Genomic DNA, 23,920 nt, shown 5'->3' with positions numbered 1-23,920 from the left:
CGTTCCACAAAATATTAGCATAATTTGACTATGTATAACATGTCTTTTTCTTTAAGTTGATCCACAAATTTTTGAGCATTTTGTTGTTTATCTTCCCGAAACTGGTTCAGGTTGTATACGGATATCTTTCATTTCTTCCGGAAGCCGATCGGACATGCTAGGAATCTTTTTGGGGGAATATTCAATGACATCGGATGAGAAAATATTCACAACCATGCTTCCACCCCCGGCGAATGCACGAATCAGAATGGGCTGGTTGTATTCATTGTCAAAGACAAAGTCAGGACCTCCCCAGCTGACCGTAGCATCCCTGCCGGGAGGTACATATGACACATGGCGACTGTGGGAATAGCGCTGAACCACCTTCAATCCGGCCCGGTCAACAGCGTTAAATAACGTCGAGGATACCTGACAGATCCCGCCTCCCACGCCCTCTGACATTTCTCCTCTTACGATAACCCCCGCCCGTTTATACCCTTTGTCGGTCGTACGAATTCCAACTACCTGATTGAAGGAAAAGGTCTCTCCGGGAAATACCACCGTGCCGTCAATTGCTTTGGCTGCCAAGGCGATATTATAAGAACGATCGGCATTACCGGAGTTGTAATAAGTTACATAGTAGCCAATCTGCTTGGAGCGCAGCGAAGCAAGCAGCTCCGTATCCACCCGCGGATAGACCGGATAGGTCGGCAACTCGATCGTAGTAGAACCGCTGCTATACATATATTCATAGTAGGCTTTCAAAAATTCTTTTCTGTTCAGCTTATAGCCATTTTGCCCCGGATCGATTTTTCCTGAACTGTTAATACGCGCATTAGTTGCTTCCCTATAAGTAATCCGATCTAACTCATCCATCCATCGTTCATATCGCCCCATATCGAGCAGGGGAAAAACCGGCAGACGATGCGCCTCCCGGGTCAGGCTTGAGATGGGCTTCCCTTCGTGAGTTATCGTCAATTCATCCTGCTCTGGAGCAGCTTCAGGGCTCTGCAGCAGCAAGAGAAGCAAATAGGATACGGACGTCCATTTCAAAGGAATCACTCTTTCTGATTATTCTTAGGGGAATTCAGATTCTTCCTGATAGTATGATTGGATTTCCAGCGATTCATGCAATAGGGTTGTACGCACCAGCTTTATCGTCAAACCTATCCGACGGTTTATAAAAACTATACAAAAATCCCCTCATGGTGAATAAATGCCTGGCTCAAGCACTTATTCACTATTAGGGGATTCAGTTATTACAGCACCTTCTCCAGGAAGCTGATGGTACGTTCGTTCTTCGTATTACCGAACACTTCGTCCGGCGGACCTTCTTCAACGATATACCCGCCGTCCATGAATACAACCCGATCGGCCACTTCACGGGCAAAGCCCATCTCATGCGTAACGATCACCATCGTCATCCCTTCGCGGGCCAGATCCTTCATAACGCCAAGCACTTCACCAACCATTTCCGGGTCAAGTGCCGAGGTTGGCTCATCAAACAGCATAACATCCGGGTTCATCGCCAACGCGCGAGCGATCGCAACACGCTGCTTTTGCCCGCCCGACAGCTGGTTGGGAAAGACATCGGCTTTATCCGACAGCCCGACTCTTTCCAACAAGCGCAGCGCGGTATCACGTGCTTGCGCCGCATTCAGCTTCCCTAGCTCAATCGGCGCGAACATAATGTTCTTCAGCACGTTGAAATGTGGAAACAGGTTGAAGTGCTGAAATACCATGCCGATATTTTCGCGGGCTTTATTGATATCTGTCTTCGGATCATTAATGTCCTGATCATCCACGATAACCCGTCCTGCCGTAATCTCCTCCAAACGATTAATGCAACGAAGAAAGGTACTCTTCCCCGAACCGGAAGGCCCGATCAAGCAGACGACTTCCCCTTCCCGGACCTGCATATCGATTCCTTTCAGCACCTGATTGGTGCCATAGCTTTTCTTCAAGCCTTCGACACGAATCTTACCCACGGCGCACTCTCCCTTCCAGATTACCAGAAATTTTCGTTAGAATGGTGATAACCACTAAATACATCATTGCGACCACCAACCAAATATCAAACGAAGCAAATGTTCTGGCAATAATAATCTTGCCGGATTGCGTCAGCTCGACAAGACCGATCGCAGACAAGATCGAAGTGTCTTTAAGTGTAATCACTAGCTGGTTAATAAATGCCGGAATCATTACACGAATCGCTTGCGGAATAATGATCTTCATCATTGCCTTGCGATAAGGCAGACCCAGCGAACGAGCCGCTTCCATCTGTCCCCGGTCAACGGATTGGATACCCCCGCGGATAATCTCTGTCACATAAGCGCCTGCATTCAGACTGAGCGTCAGAATTGCCGCCAGGAACAACGGCATTGTGAAGCCAAGCGCTTGCGGAATTCCGAAATAAATGAAGAAAGCGAGCACGATGAGCGGAATACCGCGGAACAAATCGACGAATACAGTAGCTGCGCCGCGCAAGAAGCGATTTCGACTCACCTTCATAAATCCGAAAATAAGTCCCAAAATGAAAGCGAAAAATAACGAGACGATCGTATACAGCAACGTCTTGCCCAGACCTTTAAGCAGCGCCGGCAGGGATTCCTGTACCAGTCCCCAGCGGCTTTGACTTACCGGTGCAGAGCCATCCTCGCCGAGATATTTGCCTAATATCGTCTGATACTCCCCGCTTGTCTTGAGATTTGCGAGACCGGTATTGAACTTATCCATAAGCTCCTGATTCTTGCCCTTGTTCACAGCAAAACCGTAGGAACCGCCCTTTTCCATATCGGTTACGATTTTCAGACCATTTTTCTGCTCCACTCCGTATTTTAAGACCGGATAATCGTCGAAGCAGGCCACGGAATTCCCCGTCTTCACATCGTCATACATCTGTGAGGATTCATCAAATGGCACGATCCTGAAGCCGTATTCCGCCGCGATGGATTCCGCGAACCGATAGCCTTCGGTCCCCGTCTTGACTGCGACCTTCTTTCCTTTTAAATCTTCATAGCTTTTGATGCTTTCATTATTTTCTTTAATCCCCATCACTACGCCGGAATTATAATACGGTTCAGATAGATTGAACTTCTGCTTTCGCTCATCGGTAATACTCATCCCCGCGATGACACCATCAACCTGCCCTGACTCCAGCGCTTGAACCGCTGCATTGAAGCCGAGCGGCTTCACTTCATACTTGAAATTCTGATCCCGGGCAATGGCCTCCAACAGATCCATGTCAATCCCCACAAATTGCCCGCTCACGTCCTGAAATTCAAACGGTGCAAACGTAATATCTGTACCGATCACATAAGTTTTGCCGGAATCCGGCTCTGCCGCGGCAGCTCCTCCCCAACCAGACAAGCCGGTCAGCATGAAGAGCAGCAATGTTATAGTAAACCATGCGAGCTTTTTAGCCTTCATATGTTCTCCCCTTTTCAGTCCCACGCCCGAAATTTCTTCGCTTCATCCTCATGGCAGGTTTCCTACCATCAGATAAGTTATTTTAACAAATAATATGTTAATCCTGAAAATACAATTTCAACCAGCAGGGTAAACCATACGATGTGCCTAAGCTTGGAAGGCCGCGTCACTACGCTGTTATTAGTAATTTTTGCACTTGTAAAAAGGCTGGTGATCAAAGTTTTTTATAACACTTATAACCGCTTCACTCCGTTCACTATTTCACAAATTTGTGCGATCCTCCCAGGGTGAAATTAACAAAAAGACCAGACTCAGGAGCATGAAAATATGCTCTGAACCGGTCTTTTATCAATTCCCTAAAGTTAATTACAACTCCGCCCTTTTAAATTGGCTATTGTACAGTTCGTTATAAACCCCTTGAAGCGCAAGCAGCTGCTCATGATCGCCCTGCTCAACAATACGCCCCTCCTGGATGACCAGTATCCGGTCCGCATCCCGGATCGTTTTAAGCCGATGGGCAATCACGAAGCTGGTGCGTCCTTTCATCAGCAAGCTCATCGCCTTCTGGATATGCATCTCGGTTCGCGTATCAACACTGCTGGTTGCTTCATCGAGAATGAGAATGGCCGGATCGGCGAGAATCGCCCGGGCAATGGTCAGCAATTGTCGCTGCCCATGGCTTAAATTGCTGCCTTCCGCACTTAATTGCGTCTCATACCCGTGCGGCAGTCTTGCAATAAATCCATCCGCATTGGCCAGCTTGGCTGCATCCTCCACCTCCTGATTACTTGCATCAAGGCGCCCAAAGCGGATATTGTCGCGAATCGTTCCCGAGAAAATATGCGCATCCTGCAGGACAATCCCAAGCTGTCTGCGCAGTGCATTTTTATCCAACTCCCGAATGTCCCGGCCATCGAGAAGCAGCGAACCCTCCTGGACCTCATAGAAGCGCGTGAGCAGATTGATGATTGTTGTCTTGCCCGCACCTGTCGGTCCAACTAACGCGATCTTCTCCCCGGGCTTCGCCGTGAAGGTAACTCCCGTCAGGATGGGGCGATCCGAAAGATAGCTGAAGGACACATCCCGGAATGCTACTTCTCCGCCCAGCCTCGGCAGTTCCTCCTTAACCTCATGACTGTATTCAGATATCATATCCATCACTTCAAATACACGTTCCGCCCCGGCAATCGCCGACTGAATCAGGTTGTATTGATTGGCAAGCTCGGAGATCGGCCGTCCAAACTGCTTGGAATAATTCAGAAAGCTGACGATGACTCCGACCGTACCCAGACTGTGATATGCCATCCATCCTCCGACACCGGCAATCAACGCAAAATCAAGATTGTTGATCATATTCATAGCAGGACCGACAAGGCCGGACACGATCTGTGCCCGAATCCCGGCCCGATTCAGTTCCCCGCTGATCTTACGGAACCGTTGCACCTCGGCTTCTTCTCTGCGATACTGCTTGACTACCTTCAGTCCGCTTACCGTCTCCTCGACAAGCCCGTTAAGCTCGCCTAAATGCTGCTGCTGCTTTTTGAAATAGTTTCGGCTTAACCCGGCGATTTTCCGGCTTGATATTAGGGCGAGCGGGATGATTAGCATAGCTACCAGGGTGAGCGGAATGTTGAGTACCATCATAATAACGAGCGAACCGCTGATCATAATAATGCTATTCAATAGCTGAGTTACGCTCTGATTCAACGTATTCGCTACATTATCGATATCATTGGTTGCCCGGCTCATAAGCTCTCCATTGCTGTGTGTATCAAAAAACTGAATCGGGAGCTGATGATATTTGGCGAACAGATCGCACCGCAGCTCGTTTACGGTATTTTGCGAGACAGCGGTCATGACATACGCCTGAATCCAGGCAACTGCACTGCCTAACAAATAAATACCGAGAATAAGCAGACAGAAACGGATAAGCAGGCTGTAGTCACCCGGTATGATCGCGGTATCGATTGCCTTGCCTAGCATATACGGCCCGATTAGGGACACAAGAGCGTTCAGTATCGTGAACACATACACTGTTACGAGCCCTGCACGCTGGCGGTTCAGGTACCCCCAGATACGTCTGATCGTAGCCCCCCGATGTTTGGCGCGAATGATCGGTACAGCGCCGCGCCCTGGGCCACCTCCGCCAAAGCCGCCGGGACGTCCGGGAGTTGGCATAGCTATTCTATGATTGAGGTTGGACATAAGTCTCCTCCTCTCCCTTTAGCTGCGACTGCAGTATATCCTGATATATTTCACTGCTCTGCATAAGCTCAAGATGCGTTCCTTGCGCCACGATTCGACCGTTCTCCAGGATAAGAATGCGATCAGCATCTATCACTGACGAGACCCGCTGGGCAATTATAATGTTGGTACTGCTGCGCATTTGCTCTTTAAGCTGCTGCCTGATTCTTAATTCTGTGGTCGCATCCAAGGCGCTGGTGCTGTCATCCAGAATAAGAATCATTGGCTGTATTAGCAGCGCCCTGGCGATCGACAGCCGCTGCTTCTGCCCCCCGGACAAGTTAATGCCGCGCTGTCCAAGTAAAGTATCATACCCATCCGGGAACCCTCTGATAAAGCTGTCAGCTTCCGCTCTAACTGCGGCTTGCTGTACATCCTCATCCCCCGCCTCAGGACGGCCATAGCGGATATTGTCACGAATCGTACCGCTGAACAGAATCGTCTGCTGCATGACGAATCCGATCCGGGTTCGCAGATGATCCAGGCTAATCCCCCGAACATCCGTGCCATCGATCTTGATCGAACCGGACGTAGCCTCATAGAGCCTTGGTATTAGACTGACAAGCGTAGATTTGCCGGCACCCGTAGCACCAAGAATCGCCACTGTCTCGCCAGGCTTGGCAACGAAACTGATATCCTCAAGAACCAGGTTTTCATCGGCATCATCATAAGCGAACGACACATGATTGAACTCAATCCGTCCAAAATGTATAACATCCTGCCCTGCATCTGGCAAGTCAACAATGTCATCGGCAGTCTCCAGCACTTCGTTCACCCGATCCGCCGACACCTTGGCCCTGGACACAAAGGTCAGTGTATTGCTCAGCATTACCATCGACATTAGCAGCTGTGTGACATAGTTGATAAAAGCAATCAGCTCGCCGACAGCCAGCTCGCCATTCCAGTGCTGGAGGCCTCCGAACCATAACACAGCGACAATACTCGCATTTAAGATCAATGTCATGATCGGCATATTCAGCGCCATTAGGCGAATCGCCTTAATTGCCGTGCGGGTATATTCCCTATTCGCCGCATTGAAGCGGCGCTGCTCTTGCTCCGAACGAACAAATGCCTTGATCACACGGATCCCGGACAAATTCTCCTGGAGCACTGTGTTGACACCGTCAAGCTTTACCTGCATTTTCGCAAACAATGGAAAAGAAAGCTTAATCAGCACATATAAAAGGATAAATAGCAGCGGAACAGATACTAACAGGATAAGAGTAAGCTTGGGACTGATCCGAATCGCCATCACCAGACTGCCAACCAGCAGCAGCGGTGATCGCACAAAAGACCGCAAAATCATCTGTACAAACGTCTGCAGCTGCACAACATCATTCGTTATTCTTGTGATCAACGATCCTGTCTTTATCCGGTCCAGATTGCGATTCGAGAACGACTGAATATGCTCGAACAGGCGGATTCGCAAGTCATTGCCGAAATTCTGTGAAGCGATGCTTGAGAACAAGGTACAGCCTGCGCCCCCAAGCAAGCCGATCAATGCCACTCCAAGCATCGATAGACCGGTTGTAATGATATGCGCCTGATCATTCTTCATTAACCCCTGATCTACAATGCTCGCCATCAGTGTTGGCTGGAGCAGATCCATAAACACTTCGACTACCATTAGCAGAGGGGCCAGTGCACACCATAGTAAATAAGGCTTTAAATAACCTTTAAGCTTCCTCATGCTGTTCACCGGGTGGATTATCGTCATTTGGCAGATCGTTCCCGCCAGTTTCCTGTTCATTTCTGGTAAGAGATTCGCGCAGCTCAAAGGTATGAATAAACTCCTGGATAATCGCATCCGTCGCCTTCAATTCCCCGCTAATGATCGTCTTGATCGATTCAAATTCCGGCTGCTCCATTTGCCGCTGCAAGCTTGCCCGCCGCAAGTTCAGCTTATCCAGGAAAGCGAGTGCTCTTCCTCGGCGGAAGGTCTGTGCTCTTGAAGGCTGCCTCTTGTCGGCCTCTTCATTGCGCTTCCCCCTCCTCTCCCTATGTTCTTTGTAATTGTAATGCTCCCGGCGCTCCTGTCTTCCTTCTCGCATTTCAATTCCCTCCTTCGGTTGTATACAAACGTATACATCGCTTATTTGTATACAAATGTATACGAAATACAGACGGATTGTCAACATTTTTTCTTTTTAGGCACCAAAAAAAGCAAATGATTTCTCATTTGCTCTCTTTCTGTTCTCTTGTAGTAAATGAAGGCGCTGCTTATTTATTCCTTCTTACAAGAATGCTGCTCGTTCTCCAGGTATGCCTCGCGAAGCTCAAATGTATGGATAAACTCCTCAATAATCGCATCCGTCGCTTTCAATTCTCCGCTAATGACCGACTTGATCGATTCGAATTCCGGCTGCTCCAGCTGCTGTACTAATGTCGAACGCTTTATATTTAGCCTTTCCAGAAAAGCGAGCGCTCTTCCTCGGCGAAAAGTCTGCGCATTTTTAGAATGCTTCTTGTTCAAGCCTTCGTGCTCATGGTCCCGGTTATCCCTGTGCTCTTGACGCTCATGAGGCTCACGATATCCAAGATTGTCCTTGCGCATACTGCTCTCCCTCTTCTCTTGTATGTAGTACGGACTATATTCCAAAGTCAAAGAATCCGCCCTGGCGATATATTTTACTACAATTATACACTACATCGCTAATCCACGGCTTTCTGCGTCAAAAAAAGCCCCTCAACCACAGGTTGAAGGGCTTTGCACATCCGAATCTATCGTATTATTCCGGATTATTTGCTGAGCAGTCTGATGGCATCTTCCAATTGGGCCTTCAAAGACATGACGTCATATGAAAACCAGAGACCATCATCAACAACGTATACCTTACCATTCTTCACAGCAGGAAGATTCCTCCAGAGCGAACTGTCGTCCACTTCTTTCACAAAATCAGGATCATTGTCAAACTTGACGACGAACAGGCGATCTGCAGAAGCATATTCCGGCAGCTTCTCCATTGAAATACTAACCCCGGCCTCATGATTCCCCTTCTCCCATTCCTGCTTGACCATATCAGTCATCGGAAATTTCAGGGCGTCGAACAAGGTGTATCCGACATTACCGCTTCCATAGACTCTCAGTTGCCCTTTCTCATATCCACCGATTACAACGACACCAAAGGTTTCTTTATCGTCTACATAAGCTGACAGCTCAGCTCGCACATCTTCTGCCCTTTTATCGAAGTTCTGAATCCATTCGTCCGCTTTATCTGATTGGCCCAGTACATCAGCAACCGCTTTGAAATGCTCGAAGGCATCCTGTCCTTCCCATTGAACCACAACGGTAGGGGCGATCTTATTCAGCTGATCCAGTTGATCCTTATTGTACTCATTAGCAATAATCAGATCAGGCTCAAGCGCCAGTGCCTTCTCAAGATCCAGCGCATTTGCGGCCCCGATATCTTCGATCCCGCCGATCTGGTCCTTAATGGACGCAAAGCCGGTTAGCAAATGCGTAGCCGCGCCTGCCGGCTTCATCCCGATTGCCAGCATCTCCGGCAAATATTGGGTTGTCAGTACCCGTTCAGGGTGAGCTGGAATGGTGACCTCTCGGCCAAGCGCATCTGTATACACTCTGGTCCCCGCCTTCTCACCAACATTTGCTGCCGCAGACTCATTCCCTGTGTCAGCCTCCTGCTGCTGCGCACTCCCCGGTGCCGATTGGCCACAAGCGGACAGCATCACAACAAATAAAATAGCAATACAGGATTGCCATAAATAACGCCTGGTGCGATAAACCATGAAGCGTCCCCCTTTTTTTCAGTCTGAATTCTCTATTAAAACGATCTTGTTCAATAACCCTTTATGACCCAAATTGAGCCTCATGCAGCTTGCTGTACACTCCACCGGCTGCCACCAGGTCCTTATGTCTGCCCTGCTCGGCGATTCCCTGTTCCGTAACTACAATAATCCGGTCCGCATTCTTGATCGTAGCCAGGCGGTGCGCGATAACCAGTGTCGTCCGGCCATCCGACAGCTCGCTAAGGGATTGCTGAATCGCTTTTTCGGTCTCTGTATCCAGGGCTGATGTCGCTTCATCCAGGATGAGGATCGGTGGGTTTTTCAGGAACATGCGAGCAATCGCCAGCCGCTGTTTCTGTCCGCCGGACAGCTTCACGCCGCGTTCCCCGATCACCGTCTCCAGGCCATCAGGCAATGAGGCGATAAATTCATCCAGCCGGGCTCGCTTGACGGCTTCCCAAATTTCCGCATCCGCTGCGGTCAGATCGCCATAGGCTATATTTTCACGAATGGTGCCCGAGAATAAGAAAACGTCCTGCTGAACAATCCCGATCTGCTTCCGTAGAGAAGCTAACTTCATCCGGGTAATGTCGATGCCATCGACGGTAATCATGCCTGATTCCACCTCATAAAAGCGCGGCAGCAAGCTGCACAGCGTCGTCTTGCCGGCACCGGACGGACCAACAAAAGCGATCGTCTCCCCGGCTCTGATCCTTAGATCGACATTTTCCAGCACTTTGGCTTCATTCTCATAGCCGAACGTAACTTGATGATACTCAATATCGCCGCGCAATTGATCAACCTCAATCGCATCCGGGCTGTCGTCGATATCCGGCTCGGTCTCAAGCAGTTCTATGTAGCTCTTGAAGCCAGCCATCCCCTTCGGATAACTCTCGATTACGGCATTGATCTTGTTGATCGGTCCGAGGAACACATTGGATAACAGCAGGAATCCGACGAATTCGCCGCTCGTCATCTCCCCTTTAATGACAAACCAGGTACCACAGACGAGGACGAATAAAATGACGATCCTCATCAGGAAATAGCTAATCGAGAGGTTCTGAGCTTGAATCTTATAAGAGAAAAACTTCGTCTGCCGGTACTGCTCATTATTTTCAGCGAAACGCTCGGCTTCGAATTTCTCATTAGTAAATGCTTGCACCACGCGAATCCCGCCAATGCTGTCCTCCACCCGGGCGTTAAACTCGCCAATGTCTCGGAACATGCGCTGGAACGCGTGAATCATCTTCCGGTTGAAATAGAGCGCCAGATAGACCAGTCCGGGAATGACGACGACGGCAAGCAGCGCCAGCTTCCAGTTGATCGTCAACATCAGTGCAAATGCGCCGATCAGCGTCATGGCCGCGATGAATAAATCCTCCGGACCGTGATGGGCCATCTCTCCGATTTCCATCAGATTGCTGGTCATTCGGGCCATCAGATGTCCGGTCTTGTTATTATCGAAGAAGCGGAAGGATAGCTTCTGCACATGGTTGAACAACTTGCTGCGCATATCGGACTCAATATTGATGCCCAGCCGATGCCCCCAATAGGTGACAATATATTGCAGCAGGCTATTCAGCGCATACACTGCGAGCAGTCCGAGACAAGCCCAGAAGATCAGCATCCAATCTCCGCCTGGCAGCAAATCATCGACGAACTGGTTCACGACAATCGGGAAGAACAATTCGAGTAACCCTGCGACAACGGCACAGCAGAAATCAACCAGGAACAAGGTTTTATACGGTTTATAATAGGAGAAAAACTTACTTAGCACAGAGTATACGCTCCCTTCCTGCAAATTTAGGATAAAACCCCCATCGCAAATTCGGCTCTATTATCGTGAATGAGCTAGCAGGTATAAAAAATATGGCGCCCCGACAATGGCGACGATAATCCCTGCCGGTATCTCGGACGGTTGCAGAATCAAACGGCCCAACATGTCCGCTACGATAACCATGAACGATCCGGTCAAAGCGGAGGCCGGCAATAACGCTTGATGCTTCGGCCCTACGAGCCTTCTCGCCAAATGCGGTCCGATCAAGCCAACAAAACCGATGCCGCCGCTGACGGCTACACAGGAGCCCGCCAGTCCTACAGCAGCTGCAAGCAGAACAATCTGCTCTCTGGACACCTTCGCACCCAGACCGGTTGCGGTCATCTCCCCCAGATTGAGCACGTTCATCGTCCGCGCTTTGGAGAATACAAACGGCAGCAGAATCACGATGAATGGAAGCAGCGCCAGCACAAACTTCCAGTTCGTTCCCCAGATACTTCCGGCCATCCAGGTCGCCACGAACTGATACTTCTCCGGGTTAATTCGTAGTGTAATAACAATCGTCGCCGCGCTGATGCCAGCGGCAACGGCTACACCGGTCAGCAGCAGACGCGTTGGCAGCAAACCTTTATGCCGCTTATAGGATAAGGAGAAAATAATCGCTGCCGTCACCCCCGCGCCAATCCATGCCAGCACAGGCAGCAGAAATATCGAAGCGGTGCCCATATTCGGATAGTAGGCAACGAAGATCAATACAACCAATCCGGCTCCGGCATTAATGCCCAGGATTCCCGGATCAGCAAGCGCATTGCGGGATATGCCCTGCATAATACAGCCAGACACGGCCAATCCGGCGCCAATCAGCACGGAGATTACGATGCGGGGCAAGCGAAAATCAAATAGAATCAGTTGTTCCTTCTCGGTTCCTCCCCCGAACAAGGTACGGATCGTATCCAGTGGCGAGAGGCGGATAAAGCCGGTGTTCATGCTTAGTACAAAGGCAATGATAATAAGCAGCCCAAGCGTTAGCAGAACGATAACGCTTCTTCTATGCTGACGTCTGTCTGCAGATGAAATATTCGATTTTTGATTGTCCATCTCTAATGTTGGCTGCGTCATTACAGCTCCCTCCCTTCCTTACGTGAAATATAGAGGAAGAAGGGTACCCCAATCAGTGCGATCAGAGCACCAAGTGGAGTCTCATACGGCGGGTTGACCATTCTTGCCGCCAGATCCGCAAACACAACGAGCAAAGCCCCAAGAACGGCGGAGCACGGGATAATCAAGCGGTAATCCACTCCAACCAGCTTCCGGGTCAGATGAGGGATTACCAGGCCTACAAAGCCGACAGCGCCTACTACCGAGACCGCAGCTCCGGCCAGAATCAGCACAATAACAGCGCCGAACAACTTCACCGTGCCACTGCGAAGTCCCAGGCCCCTGGCAACATCATCGCCCAGACTAAGCATCGTGATCGAGCGGGACAAAATAATCGCTCCAATGACAGCCACAAGCACCCAAGGGAACATGATTTTAAGCTGCATCCAGCTCGTACCGGCAACACCGCCTGCATACCAAAAAGCGAGGTCCTGCCCGATACGGAAATAAAGAGCAATTCCTTCGCTAAGCGCGGACAGCAATGCGGATACGGCCGCTCCGGCCAGTACAAGACGCAATGGTGTTAGTCCGCCTTTGACCATAGAGCCGATGCCGTAGACAATCCCTGCCCCGACTCCGGCTCCCAGGAAGGAGTACAGAATCAGGTACATAAATGGCAGGCCCGGGAAAAAGGCAAAGCAGAGCGCCAAGGCAAACCCAGCGCCGGCGTTCAAGCCAAGCAGACCTGAGTCGGCCAGCGGATTGCGCGTCATTCCCTGCATGATAGCGCCGGCCACGGCGAAGCAAGTGCCAACCATCGCTCCGCCGAGAACGCGCGGCAGCCGGAGTTCCTGAATTATCTGATGTTGTGTCAGGTCGGAATTGTAGCGAAATATCGCCTCCCAGACGGTTGTAAACTTGATATCCGCCGCCCCAAAGGATACGGACAGACCGATGCTTAGAATCAGCGCCACTACGCCTCCAATCAGAATGATGGCTGCCGCCCACGGGTGTGAACGGAACGTCACTTTCTTAACCTCTTCATTCTGTTGGGTGAGATTTATATCTATCTTGCTAAGACTCATTTTAAGCCACCTTTACCTATCAGAATTGCAGTTCAGCATAAATGACCGCTTAATGAAGCGGCCATTTATACTTGCATTGCTGCGGGCAATCGCTAGAATTTGCCGGTCACTGCATTCACGACATCGTCCGCTTCCATGCTCTCCGCAATCGGCCCTGAAGACATCCAGTGTCTGGATGACACTTTAAAGACCTGATTCTTCTTCACAGCAGGAAGCGACTTCCATATCTGCAGTTGTTCAATCTGCTTTGCAGTTCCTATCGCCTCTTGATGCGCGTCTTCTGTGTCGATCGAACCGCCGTAGCTCGCGAACACGTAATCAGCAGTAATCAAAGGCAATTCTTCTAGTGATAGATTAACTCCCCAATCATCCTCAGACTTCTTTTGAAGCTCTGCGATGCTGGAATCTGGCTTCAATCCGAAGTCGGTATAGACCAGATTGAAACTTGGGAAGAACACTTGCAAATTCTTGTCCGATGGACGGACAAAGGCTACTGTCTTATCTGAACCCACCGCCTGAATAATGGTATCCTGTGCCTGTTTGAGCTTCTCCTCATAGGCCTGAATCACAGCTTGCGCTTTATCCTCCAGCCCTAATGCCTTGCCGATCTCAACGATCGAGGACTTCCAATCATCCGGTGCGAATGCGATCGTTGGTGCAATTTTGCTCAGCTCAGCGTATCCCTTCTCATCGGTGGAATACTGCTGAACAATGATCAGATCGGGATCGGCTTCAAGAATAGCTTCCGGGTTCGGCTTGAAGTCAGCGCTGCCCGACAGGGAAATATTCAGCTTCTGCAATTGATCATCCAGATAGTAGCCTTTGAAATCATAAGCGTACACCATCGGCGCTTCCAGAGACAGCATAATATCCTCCAGCCCGAACACCGCAACTCGCTGTGGATGTACAGGAACCTCTGTTTCTCCAAACCCATGTTTGATCTTAATGGTGTTCCCTTTTTCATTCTCTTTGGACGACTCAGACTGGACCGCAGCTTGTGTATTGGCTTCCGTCTTGGCGGCGCCCGGATTTTCTTCCGGCTTCTCTTTACCGCCACAAGCCGATAACATCGTAATGACTAGAATCACTATCAGCAGTAGTGCAATCCCCCGAAATTTTCTGTATTCAGTGGTCGCAGTCCTTCTTGCAACCGCTTGTCTTTCTATTGATAACATCCTGTCCCCTCCATTACTGATATTGATTATCATTATCGATAGGGACATTATATATCATGTTCGACACGCATAGGAATACGAGATAATGCTATATATTTCTGCTTACAGCGCACTAAATAACTGATCCAGTTCCTGCAATAAAAGCTCTTGGCGATTCGCTGTATATTCGAGAATCGGTTCAGCCATCCATGCAGCATTTGATGTCTGCAGCACCTGACCATGGCACACCGGCTTGAGCCTTCCCCAGTCCTCGGACAACCGGGTCTTCTGCCACAGGCTTTGCGATTGCGCATCCTTAAGCACATGAACCAGCATTACATCCGCATCAAATCGCCCCAGCTGCCCGACCTCCTCAAATGTTGTAAATTCGATCTGTTCAACGCCTTTAGCGCAAGGAAGCTGGAGATCGTCGTACAGAACTGTGCCCGCTCTTCTTCCCCATATTTTTATTCCTCGCGGGCAGAGAGTGAGAATAAGCCAGGCCCCTGCTTGAAAATCTGTCGGAACCTTCATGCGTATGGCTGCTGCCTGCTCATCATAACGGGCCAGCCATTTTTCCGCTTCTGCTTCGCGGTTCAAGAACTTTGCAGTCATCTGCAAATGAACTCTCCAGTCCGCACTATGCCAAGGCACGAATAAGGTCGGCGCAATCTGTTGCAGCCGGGCCTTCTCTTCATCCGGGATCATCTCTTCCAGGGCAATGATCTTGTCGGGACGAGCGCGCCACAGCGCCTGCCGATTGAAATCATAATCATGGCTTAAGGGAACCTTGACGTCAAAGCGATATTTTCTCCGGTATTCATCCGCCCAGGACTGATCGATCGGAGCTGCATAGGGTATGATCTGCAGCGACAGCAGGTGGCCGATATTAGGCCAGCTGTACGCAGCGATCCTCTCCTTGCGGTTGGCAACATAGACGCTTGGCGACATGCCGGAATATTTGCTGAATTGACTGCTGAAATATTGCGGGTCTTTATACCCTACCGCTTCTGTAATTTCACGCAGTACAAAACCTTCCTCCATCAGCTGCTTGGCCTTGTTCATCCTGATTTCCGTCAGATATTCCATGATGCTCTGCCCGTATCTTTCCTTGTAGGACCTCATGAAGTAATACCTGCTCATTCCAGCCATGCCTGCCAAATAGTCAACAGTAATAACCTCTGTATAATGGCGTTCCAAGAAAAGCCGCACCTGCTCCAGAACATCCCCGTACCAGCCTTGTCTCTTCAACAGCAAATGTAGCAGATCCTGAAACCCCGCTTCACTAGCCAGGCGGTCTGCCGCATCATCGGTATGCCAGTGTTCGACGATTTTCTGACAGAGGCCAAGCAGCTGTTCCTGGGAAGACACCGCAGCGACCTGCGGCAGCCGCCGAATTGCATCGGCACCTATATGGCTGCCTTCCCCTGCAGACATCTCATAATAAAACAAATACAAAATCTGCTGCCCTATAAAAGGATAGTCTATCTCAACCCGTTGTCCCGGCTGGATCACAAACACCTTATCCGGGGACAGAGGGTTGAGAATCCCGTCTATCACAATAGAGCCATGCCGATAATGGGAGGCGAGCAGTATCGGAGCCGGACAGGCCTTGAACAACAGCTGATAGCTATCACCGCGGCTTTCGATCATCACCACCTCAGTCAATCTGAACCGGACATAATACAGCCAATCCGCATCATTTGCTGGACTGTTCATCCTATTTTACTGATAACAGACTGTTCGAGATGAACTCTAACTGTGCTTCAAGCGTTACCGGATCATTGTACGTATCGCCGTGCGGATCCAGTTGGAATACGTGGCCTGCTTTTACGCCGGGGAGTCCTTTCCAAATCGCGCTGTCATAGACGATCTTCGGATCGCTTGTATCGCCAGCCCAAGGGCAAGTGAAGATGATATCGCCCGCATACTCCGGCAGCTTCTCAAGCGAGATGGAAGCCCAGCCTGTGCCGCTGTCGATCGCTTCCTTCTGCGCTTCAGGCGGCGCCTTAAGACCAAATTCGTCATAGATAATCTCTCCGCCACGACCATAGTTGTGGCCAAAGACATACAATCCCTTGGCGTATGGATTAAGAATAGATACGGTTTTATCCCCGACTGCCGCTTGTACCTTCGGCTTCAGTTCATCAACTTTTGCCTTCCACCCGGCTACCCAATCCTCAGCCTCTTTTTCTTTACCAGTCAGCTTGCCGAAATCGATGATCTGATCCTTGTAATTCTTCTTGCCGTAGTCGATAGCTACGACGGGGGCAATCTGCTCCAGCTTGTCGATTCCCTCGCTGCCGGTGAAAGTAATGATTAAGTCCGGATTAAGCTCAAGAATCTTCTCCGGCGAAGGATCCACTCCGAGATCCTCCGTCCCGTCCAGCTTCCCTGCAAAATACGGATTCTCCATCGCTCCGGAGAGTACGCCGACAGGTTTCACTCCCATCGCCAGGAAATAGCCAGTATAGAAATTCGTCAAATCGACGATACGCTGCGGATTTTTAGGAACTTCAACGTCTCCGTTCCCAGCCTGGAATATGAACGTCTCCGCTGAATCGGAGGCATTTGATGATGAAGCTGCCGGAACATTACCTGAAGTATTGTTCTTTTCCCCTTGGCCAGAGGAAGATGAATCCCCTGCAGACTGTCCGCATGCTGCCAATAACACAGCTAATCCTAGCAGACAGACTAATAAAACATACAACCTTGAAGATTTATGCAAGATATATCCTCTCCCTTTTATAGTTGATACTGATAATCATTATCAATTTACCATGAGATAGATATACAGACAATCCTTTTTTTCTGTAGAGAATAAATCTAGCCTGAAGTTAGCGCCGCCAGCACGTCATCTATTTTTTGGCGGTGTGATAGAATTCCATAGTTCATCCATGTGTAAAAATCCACTTCATATACGCAGCCGCCCTTCACCGCTCGAAGCGACTGCCAAAGTGGCGAGTTCAGAATCTCCCTCTCTTCCCTCTCTCTCGTAGAATGACGCTTATCGAACGTTATAAACAAATGATCCGCATCTAGCTCCACTAGCTCCTGTGGCTCCAGCAATACTTTTCTCGAATCCCGGGTCAATTTCTTCACAAGCAACGGAGGCGTCAGACCGAGATCACGGTACAGGATCGGGCCTGTATAGCCATGGTCTTCACCCCCGTATAGACTGATCCCCAGCGCTGAGATGCGCAGAAAAGCTACGCTTTGTCGATGCAGCAACGGTTTGAGCAGCTTACGCGCCTTATCGGATCTTCGCTCATAGTCTCCGATAATATCGACAACCTTTGATCTGCAATCTAGTAATTCTGCGACAGTCTCTAAAGTGGAACGCCAATCTTCTCCAGGATGAGAGAGACTGTACATCGGCGCGAGGCTTCCCAGCACATCTGAAGCGATCCAGCGACTGAACCCACCGTCCATGATAATGATGTCAGGCTTATGTGACGACAGCGCCTCCATATCTCCCGCTCCGATATCAAATACAGGCACATTAGCCAGTTTGAGATACTCTTGCTTCCCCCATTCGGCCTGAGTGCACTGTATGAGAGGGGTGACGCCAAGGGCCACCAGGAAATCCTCCAAAAATGGCGCAAATACCCGTTTCTTGCCCCTATAACTGCGTCGATACTGTCCAGGCGACACGCCCACCGACTTCTTGAAGCGGCGGTTGAAATAATATTCATTATTAAACCCGACGTTCTGCGCAATCTCGAATAGGCGGTCTTCCGATATTAGCAGTTGCTGCTTGGCCCGGTCCATTCGGAAATCATTAATATATTCCAGCGGCACCTTACCGGTCATTTCTTTAAAAAGGCGTGTATACTGCCAGCGTGTGATATTCGCCTGCGTGGCCAGGTAATCTACCGTCAACGAATCTTGATAGTTCTGTTTAATATGCTGAATCGATGCCTCCACAGCTTGTCGCATATCCCTCTCCGTGCCCGCAAGCCCATTTTGCCTGAAAATGAATCGCAGCCACTCCTGGAACCTGATCTGCTGCTCAAAGAGCTCAAGTTCATCGCGGCAATCCCTCATTTGATACAATACTTCAAGGCGATCTATGCATTGGGAGAACGGTTGACAGTTCAATTCACCTGGACGCAATATCCGCTCCGGAATGACTTCTTCCCCAGCGGTGCTGCCGTCTTCTCCCAACCTCAGCATCCCGAACAGTACCCGATAATAGCTAACCCCTTCCTTGCCCGGCCTGATGCGATAGGCCGAGCCGGGTGGGATTAAATAGCCTCTACTATGCTTTATATTTAGAGAGGCCTCATCGATAGTGAGGCTTCCTTCTCCGCGAACTGTAATGAGTATAATATGATGCTTCGCTGTCATCGCCGTATCGGCTGATTCAAAGGGCAAATAGCAATAATCCAGACCAAACATAGAAAATAACATGGAGTAGTGTAGGTTTATTAATCCTGCGTGGCTCATCGTATCCCTTTCCTATCAATAGATATATAAAAATAGATATAACAAACGCCAAGAAAGCTCAATCCAAATACGGATTCGCTCTCCTGACGGTATTTTCTTCAATTCTGATATCACGAATTATTTAATGAAGATATTCAGCAAATCATCGATTTTCTTCATATTCGCGTAGATCGCACCGGATTGCCAATGCGTCCGGTCGACCTGATATACATGTCCATTCTTCACGGCAGGCATAGACTTCCATAACGGGCTGTCGAACCATTTCTCGGCTTCTCTATTTTCTGCCGAATCCCAATAGCCGTTCGAAGGGAACACAATGATATGATCCGCATTTAATTCCGGAAGCGCCTCTTCTGAGATAACCGCATGGAAATCCTTCATCTCGCTCACCATGGTTGGAGGCGTCAGGCCGATTTCCTTATAGATATTGCCTGTGTACCGGTTTTCAAGGCCAAATAAGGCAAGTGTCTTATCCCCAATATTCAGACGGATAACGGCCACTGTCTCATCCCCGATTGCGCTCTTCAATTTCTGTTGGGCATCGGCGACTTTCTGGTCATATTGCTTAAGCACTTCTTCGCCCTTCTCTTTCTGATTCACCAGATCCGCGATTGTCCGAAGAATTTCCGGAGGATTTTGCAGTATATTCTCAGGCAAGCGATAGGTGGGAGCGATCTTGGAATATATTTCGTACTTGGCGGCATCGACAACTCCATCTACGATAATCAGATCCGGGGACGCGTCCAGCAAGGCTTCAATGCTGCCCGTAATATCAAATTGGGGAACATTCAGATCGAGATAGTCCTGCTTGCCCCAGGAGGGATGATACCATTGAACGACCGGTGTTATGCCAAGCGCAACCAAATAATCCTCCAAATAGATTCCAGCAATTCGCTGAGGATGGACAGGGATTTCAACCTCTCCGAATTCATCGCTTACGGTTCGGGTGCCGCTTGATGGTTGTTCCCCCACAGGATTGGTCTGCTGCTGAGCAATCCCTTCTTTGCCGGATTGTCCAGCCTGTTGATTTGACTCCCCTTGCTTGCCGCATCCGACAAGGGCCACAGACAGGCTAAGCAGAATAGCCAGGCAGACCGCTGCCCATCGGCGAGATTTTCCCATAACATGATCCTCCCCTATATAAATGATCAACGAAACAATCTATCGATCGATAATGATTCTCAATCTCATTTCGTTCATGGTTATTTTATACTCCTGTTTCGGTATCTGCAATGCACATTTTCGACGTCATTTTTATACATACACAAAAACAACCGTCCCGGCCTTCTGAAATCATAGGCCAGGACGGTTGCTTATCGTTAATTCTATTCCTCGTAAATTTGCGTTAACATACGGCCAAGCTCCTGGAAGGCCTGCACTTCTTGCTCGCCTTTGACCTCAAGTCTAATCTCATCCCCGGCTGAGATTCCAAGCGTCAGCAGCCCAAGCGGACTCTTCCCATTAGCTTGCTTATCACCTTTATATAAAGTCACCTGACAAGGAAATGAATGGGCCTTCTCGGCAAAGGATTTGGATGGTCGCGCATGAAATCCTTGCGGGTGTATGACGGTAAATACTTGCGATATCATCGTTATGCTTCACTCCTCAGCTGGTTATTTACGAAATCAAGCACCTCTTGTTGACTGCTCATGTTCAGCGCTTCTGCGGCAAGCCGTGACCATTCCTGCCTGGACAACCGTGACAGCAGCTCCCGTGCCGGAAGCACCGATGATGCACTCATGCTGAGCTCATGCAGGCCAAGACCAAGCAGCAGTGGAATCGCTGACGCATCCCCCGCCATTTCCCCACACATCCCCGCCCATTTCCCATGGCGATCCGCAGCTTGAACGACGAGCTGCACCATGCGAAGGATCACCGGATGATGCGGCTGGTATAAGTAGGAGACGGATTCGTTCATCCGATCCGCAGCCATCGTATATTGGATCAGATCATTAGTCCCGATGCTGAAGAAATCTACTTCCTCTGCTAATCGATCCGCAGCCAGGACAGCCGCCGGAGTCTCGATCATGATGCCAACCTCAAGCTCGCTTCCGACCATAACTCCTTTTTGCTCCAGACGAATCCGCTCTTCCTGCAAGATCCGCTTCGCTTCACGCAGCTCACTCAATAGGGAGATCATCGGGAACATTATAGCCAGCTTCCCATGCGTGCTTGCCCTGAGTAATGCTCTTAGCTGCGTACGGAACAGTTCCTCCCGATCCAGACAGAGACGGATAGCCCGAAGGCCAAGGAACGGATTCATCTCTTGCGGCAGCTGCATGTAACTCAGCTCCTTGTCTCCCCCGATGTCGAGAGTGCGGATGACGACCCGTTTGCCGCTCATTTTCTCCAGTACATGCTTGTAGACGGAATACTGCTCCTCCTCCGAAGGGAACGTTGAACGCCCCATATACAGAAACTCTGTGCGGAACAATCCAATCCCATCGGCACCATTGGCCAAAACCTTCTCCAGATCCTCGATCCCGCCGATATTCCCCGCTAATTCCACGTGCACTTTATCCGCAGTAAGCGAGGGGCGATCCACATAGCTTTTCATTCGCCATACATTATCTTCATATTTACGCTTGTGCTCGAAGTAATCTTCTATTTGGTTGCGCGAAGGATTTACAATAATCTCGCCTCGCGTTGCATCCAAAATAACGGTGTCGCCTGTTTTGATATATGATGCATCGCTCCCTGCGCCAACTACAGCTGCAAGCTCTAGGGAACGAGCCATGATGGCAGAATGTGAGGTACGGCTGCCGATTTCCGTAACAAAGCCGCGTATATAATCCATATTCAGTTGGGCCGTATCCGATGGAGTTAGGTCCTTGGCAAATAGAATGGCCTCGTCATTCAACTCGGAGAACGCATGATGCGCACGTCCCTCCAGCTTGTCGATGACTCGTCTTGTAATATCCCCGACATCCGCCGCCCGTTCGCGCAGCATTTCATTGTCCATGGAGCGCAGCGCGTCCATTATCGCTGCCGCCACTTCATACAAGGCATATTCCGCGCAGACGCCCTCGCGCTCGATCCGAGCCAATGCCGCATCGCTCAATTCCGGATCATCCAGTAGAAATAGATGCGCTTCGAATATTTCTGCCTTTTGCGGCCCCAACCGTTCCAGGGTCTGCTGCCTGATCCGGTCGATATCAGCCTTTGCTGACTCAATGGCCTCTTTTAGACGCTGCATTTCGGCAGCTCTGTCTTCAATCTCTTGACGCTGTGGTATGGATTCTTCCATTTCCAGCCGGTAAGCCTTCGCGATAGCAATCCCTGGTGAAGCAGGTACGCCAGTCAGTAAATGGCCCATTCCAATCCCTCCTATTGTAGAAGCCCAGCTGGAATACTCAGGAGCTCGGCTTCCTCTTTCTCTATTTATTTCTCATATGCCTCCATAACGGATTGGGTTAATTCATGCGTAAGAGCAAGCCCGCTTATGTCAGAAAAAGCCTGGCGAACGCCCTTTTCAGCAATCCATTCCTGCAGCTTCACGGCTTCATGATCCCCCGCGTAATCAAACTTGAGGGCCAGTGCCATGACCTTGGCCAAATGCTCGGTAACGCCCCCCTGTTCCCAGGCTTTAAGCGCCGGGCGAACCAGGCGATCCTCAGGTGACAGCTTACGAATCGGTGAACGCCCAACTCGAACAATCTCATCGCTTAGATAAGGGTTGCGGAAACGGTTCATAATTTTACGGATATATTCCTCATGCTCCTCTTCCTTGAAGCCGTAAGCTTCCACCAGCATGCTCCCTGTCTCCCGCAGCGCTCCATATACGAGGTTGATGACTTCTTCATCTCTCACCGCTTCCAGGATTGTTGCATACCCTTTGCGATAACCGGCGTAAGCCGTGCTGCAGTGACCCGTATTCACGGTGAAGAGCTTGCGCTCAATGTAAGGGATCAGATCGTCAACATAGCGAACCCCGTTAATCTCCTGAGCCTCGTTGAACATTTGCTGCCGATCAATAACCCACTCATAGAACGGTTCCACCGTGACTTCAAGCGGATCTTCATGGTGTTGCATAGGTACAATACGATCTACAGCCGAATCTGGAAAAGCAATCAGCGAGGCTGCCGTTTCCTGCTCCTGAACGGATAACAGCTCCATAACATGCTCTTTTAATTGCGTACTCGCTCCGATCGCATTTTCGCAAGCAATAATATGCAGCTTAGAGCCGCCGCGCTCCAGGCGTTGTTTAATTCCTGCAGCAATGCCCGGAGCGATATGTTTAAGCGTCGTTACGCCAACAGCTGTCGTAATGAGATCCGCTGAGGCCACCTCTTCGGCAATTACAGCAGGATTTCGCCCATCAATAGCCGATACATTATGCACCGGGATGCGCTGCTCCGATTCATCTGCGATCTTGACCTCATAACTTCCGCGCTCTTGCAAAGCCCGAACAACCGTCTCATTTACATCCGAGAAGACGACATCATAACCTGACTCGGATAATAAGAGCCCGATAAAACCTCTACCGATATTGCCTGCTCCAAAATGAAGGGCCTTCATTCTTCCATCCCGCTTTCAAAGATCTTCAGAATCTCTTCAGCGGATGTGGCGGTACGCAAACTTTCCATGCTGTCATCATCGGAGCAGACCATAGCGAGGTTGGTCAGAATCCCCATATGCTCTCCTCTTTGTGCCGCAACCCCGACAACAAGCACTGCCGGCTCATCCCCGCCAAAATTCACACCGTCCGGAATTTGCAATACAGCAAGTCCTGTCGATTTGATCATGGCTTTGGATTCATTGGTGCCATGAGGGATCGCCAGCCCAGACCCCATATAAGTAGACAAATTGTTTTCGCGTTCAATCATTTTGTCGATATAGTCCTCATCAACATGCCCGGTATCAACCAACATTTGACCAACCAGGCGAATCGCTTCGTATTTATCTGATACCTTTACGTTTAATCGAATCTGTTCTGCGGATAAAATACTCATCGATGA

20 protein-coding genes are annotated in these 23,920 nt (G+C 49.7%); all 20 read right to left on the bottom strand.

Annotation, left to right across the window (positions count from 1 at the left end):
• Positions 1-87: 87 nt before the first annotated feature.
• A complete protein-coding gene (locus tag DMN77_RS10170; protein ID WP_179014766.1) occupies positions 88-1,032 on the bottom strand; it encodes a VanW family protein in 945 nt (314 codons plus the stop codon).
• Positions 1,033-1,238: 206 nt separating this feature from the next.
• Entirely contained in the window at positions 1,239-1,967 is a 729-nt protein-coding gene (locus DMN77_RS10165) for an amino acid ABC transporter ATP-binding protein (RefSeq protein ID WP_068781351.1), read from the bottom strand.
• Positions 1,960-3,408 (bottom strand): amino acid ABC transporter substrate-binding protein/permease, encoded by a 1,449-nt coding sequence (locus tag DMN77_RS10160; protein WP_068781352.1) that lies wholly within the window; start codon positions 3,406-3,408, stop codon positions 1,960-1,962. The genes DMN77_RS10165 and DMN77_RS10160 overlap by 8 nt, the downstream gene beginning before the upstream one ends.
• 366 nt (positions 3,409-3,774) lie before the next feature.
• Positions 3,775-5,613: an ABC transporter ATP-binding protein gene (locus DMN77_RS10155; protein ID WP_256872339.1), complete on the bottom strand. Its 1,839-nt coding sequence runs from the start codon at positions 5,611-5,613 to the stop codon at positions 3,775-3,777.
• Positions 5,594-7,342, bottom strand: a complete 1,749-nt coding sequence (locus DMN77_RS10150) for an ABC transporter ATP-binding protein (RefSeq protein WP_068781353.1) — start codon at positions 7,340-7,342, stop codon at positions 5,594-5,596. The genes DMN77_RS10155 and DMN77_RS10150 overlap by 20 nt, the downstream gene beginning before the upstream one ends.
• The gene (locus DMN77_RS10145; RefSeq protein WP_179014765.1) at positions 7,329-7,703 is read right to left on the bottom strand and encodes a hypothetical protein; all 375 of its coding nucleotides are present in this window, start codon (positions 7,701-7,703) and stop codon (positions 7,329-7,331) included. Before DMN77_RS10145 ends, DMN77_RS10150 begins: the two co-directional genes overlap by 14 nt.
• Before the next feature lie 173 nt (positions 7,704-7,876).
• Positions 7,877-8,206, bottom strand: a complete 330-nt coding sequence (locus tag DMN77_RS10140) for a hypothetical protein (RefSeq protein ID WP_068781355.1) — start codon at positions 8,204-8,206, stop codon at positions 7,877-7,879.
• A gap of 185 nt (positions 8,207-8,391) precedes the next feature.
• Positions 8,392-9,399 carry an ABC transporter substrate-binding protein gene (locus tag DMN77_RS10135; protein ID WP_179014763.1) on the bottom strand — a complete coding sequence of 336 codons (1,008 nt, stop codon included), beginning with the start codon at positions 9,397-9,399 and terminating at the stop codon, positions 8,392-8,394.
• A gap of 61 nt (positions 9,400-9,460) precedes the next feature.
• Positions 9,461-11,176, bottom strand: coding sequence for an ABC transporter ATP-binding protein (locus tag DMN77_RS10130; protein ID WP_068781511.1), 1,716 nt, complete (start codon positions 11,174-11,176; stop codon positions 9,461-9,463).
• A 60-nt stretch (positions 11,177-11,236) separates the two neighbouring features.
• Positions 11,237-12,295 carry a FecCD family ABC transporter permease gene (locus DMN77_RS10125; RefSeq protein ID WP_256872338.1) on the bottom strand — a complete coding sequence of 353 codons (1,059 nt, stop codon included), beginning with the start codon at positions 12,293-12,295 and terminating at the stop codon, positions 11,237-11,239.
• Positions 12,295-13,359, bottom strand: a complete 1,065-nt coding sequence (locus tag DMN77_RS10120; protein WP_068781357.1) for a FecCD family ABC transporter permease — start codon at positions 13,357-13,359, stop codon at positions 12,295-12,297. The genes DMN77_RS10125 and DMN77_RS10120 overlap by 1 nt, the downstream gene beginning before the upstream one ends.
• A gap of 92 nt (positions 13,360-13,451) precedes the next feature.
• Positions 13,452-14,534 (bottom strand): ABC transporter substrate-binding protein, encoded by a 1,083-nt coding sequence (locus DMN77_RS10115; protein ID WP_179014761.1) that lies wholly within the window; start codon positions 14,532-14,534, stop codon positions 13,452-13,454.
• A gap of 102 nt (positions 14,535-14,636) precedes the next feature.
• A complete protein-coding gene (locus DMN77_RS10110) occupies positions 14,637-16,232 on the bottom strand; it encodes an AraC family transcriptional regulator (protein WP_179014760.1) in 1,596 nt (531 codons plus the stop codon).
• A gap of 1 nt (position 16,233) precedes the next feature.
• Positions 16,234-17,241 (bottom strand): iron-hydroxamate ABC transporter substrate-binding protein, encoded by a 1,008-nt coding sequence (locus DMN77_RS10105; protein WP_068781360.1) that lies wholly within the window; start codon positions 17,239-17,241, stop codon positions 16,234-16,236.
• Between the two features lie 98 nt (positions 17,242-17,339).
• Positions 17,340-18,962, bottom strand: coding sequence for a helix-turn-helix domain-containing protein (locus DMN77_RS10100; protein ID WP_179014758.1), 1,623 nt, complete (start codon positions 18,960-18,962; stop codon positions 17,340-17,342).
• Positions 18,963-19,079: 117 nt separating this feature from the next.
• Entirely contained in the window at positions 19,080-20,084 is a 1,005-nt protein-coding gene (locus DMN77_RS10095; protein WP_068781361.1) for an ABC transporter substrate-binding protein, read from the bottom strand.
• A gap of 203 nt (positions 20,085-20,287) precedes the next feature.
• Entirely contained in the window at positions 20,288-20,551 is a 264-nt protein-coding gene (locus DMN77_RS10090) for an HPr family phosphocarrier protein (RefSeq protein WP_179014757.1), read from the bottom strand.
• 2 nt (positions 20,552-20,553) lie between these two features.
• Positions 20,554-22,278, bottom strand: coding sequence for a phosphoenolpyruvate--protein phosphotransferase (ptsP, locus tag DMN77_RS10085; protein WP_179014756.1), 1,725 nt, complete (start codon positions 22,276-22,278; stop codon positions 20,554-20,556).
• 65 nt (positions 22,279-22,343) lie between these two features.
• Positions 22,344-23,480: a mannitol-1-phosphate 5-dehydrogenase gene (locus DMN77_RS10080; protein WP_179014755.1), complete on the bottom strand. Its 1,137-nt coding sequence runs from the start codon at positions 23,478-23,480 to the stop codon at positions 22,344-22,346.
• Positions 23,477-23,914 (bottom strand): PTS mannitol transporter subunit IIA, encoded by a 438-nt coding sequence (locus tag DMN77_RS10075; protein WP_068781365.1) that lies wholly within the window; start codon positions 23,912-23,914, stop codon positions 23,477-23,479. Before DMN77_RS10075 ends, DMN77_RS10080 begins: the two co-directional genes overlap by 4 nt.
• Positions 23,915-23,920: the final 6 nt, after the last annotated feature.

This window comes from Paenibacillus sp. 79R4 (genome assembly GCF_013393165.1).
Lineage (GTDB): Bacteria > Bacillota > Bacilli > Paenibacillales > Paenibacillaceae > Fontibacillus.
This window is presented reverse-complemented; position numbering and strand designations above follow the sequence as displayed.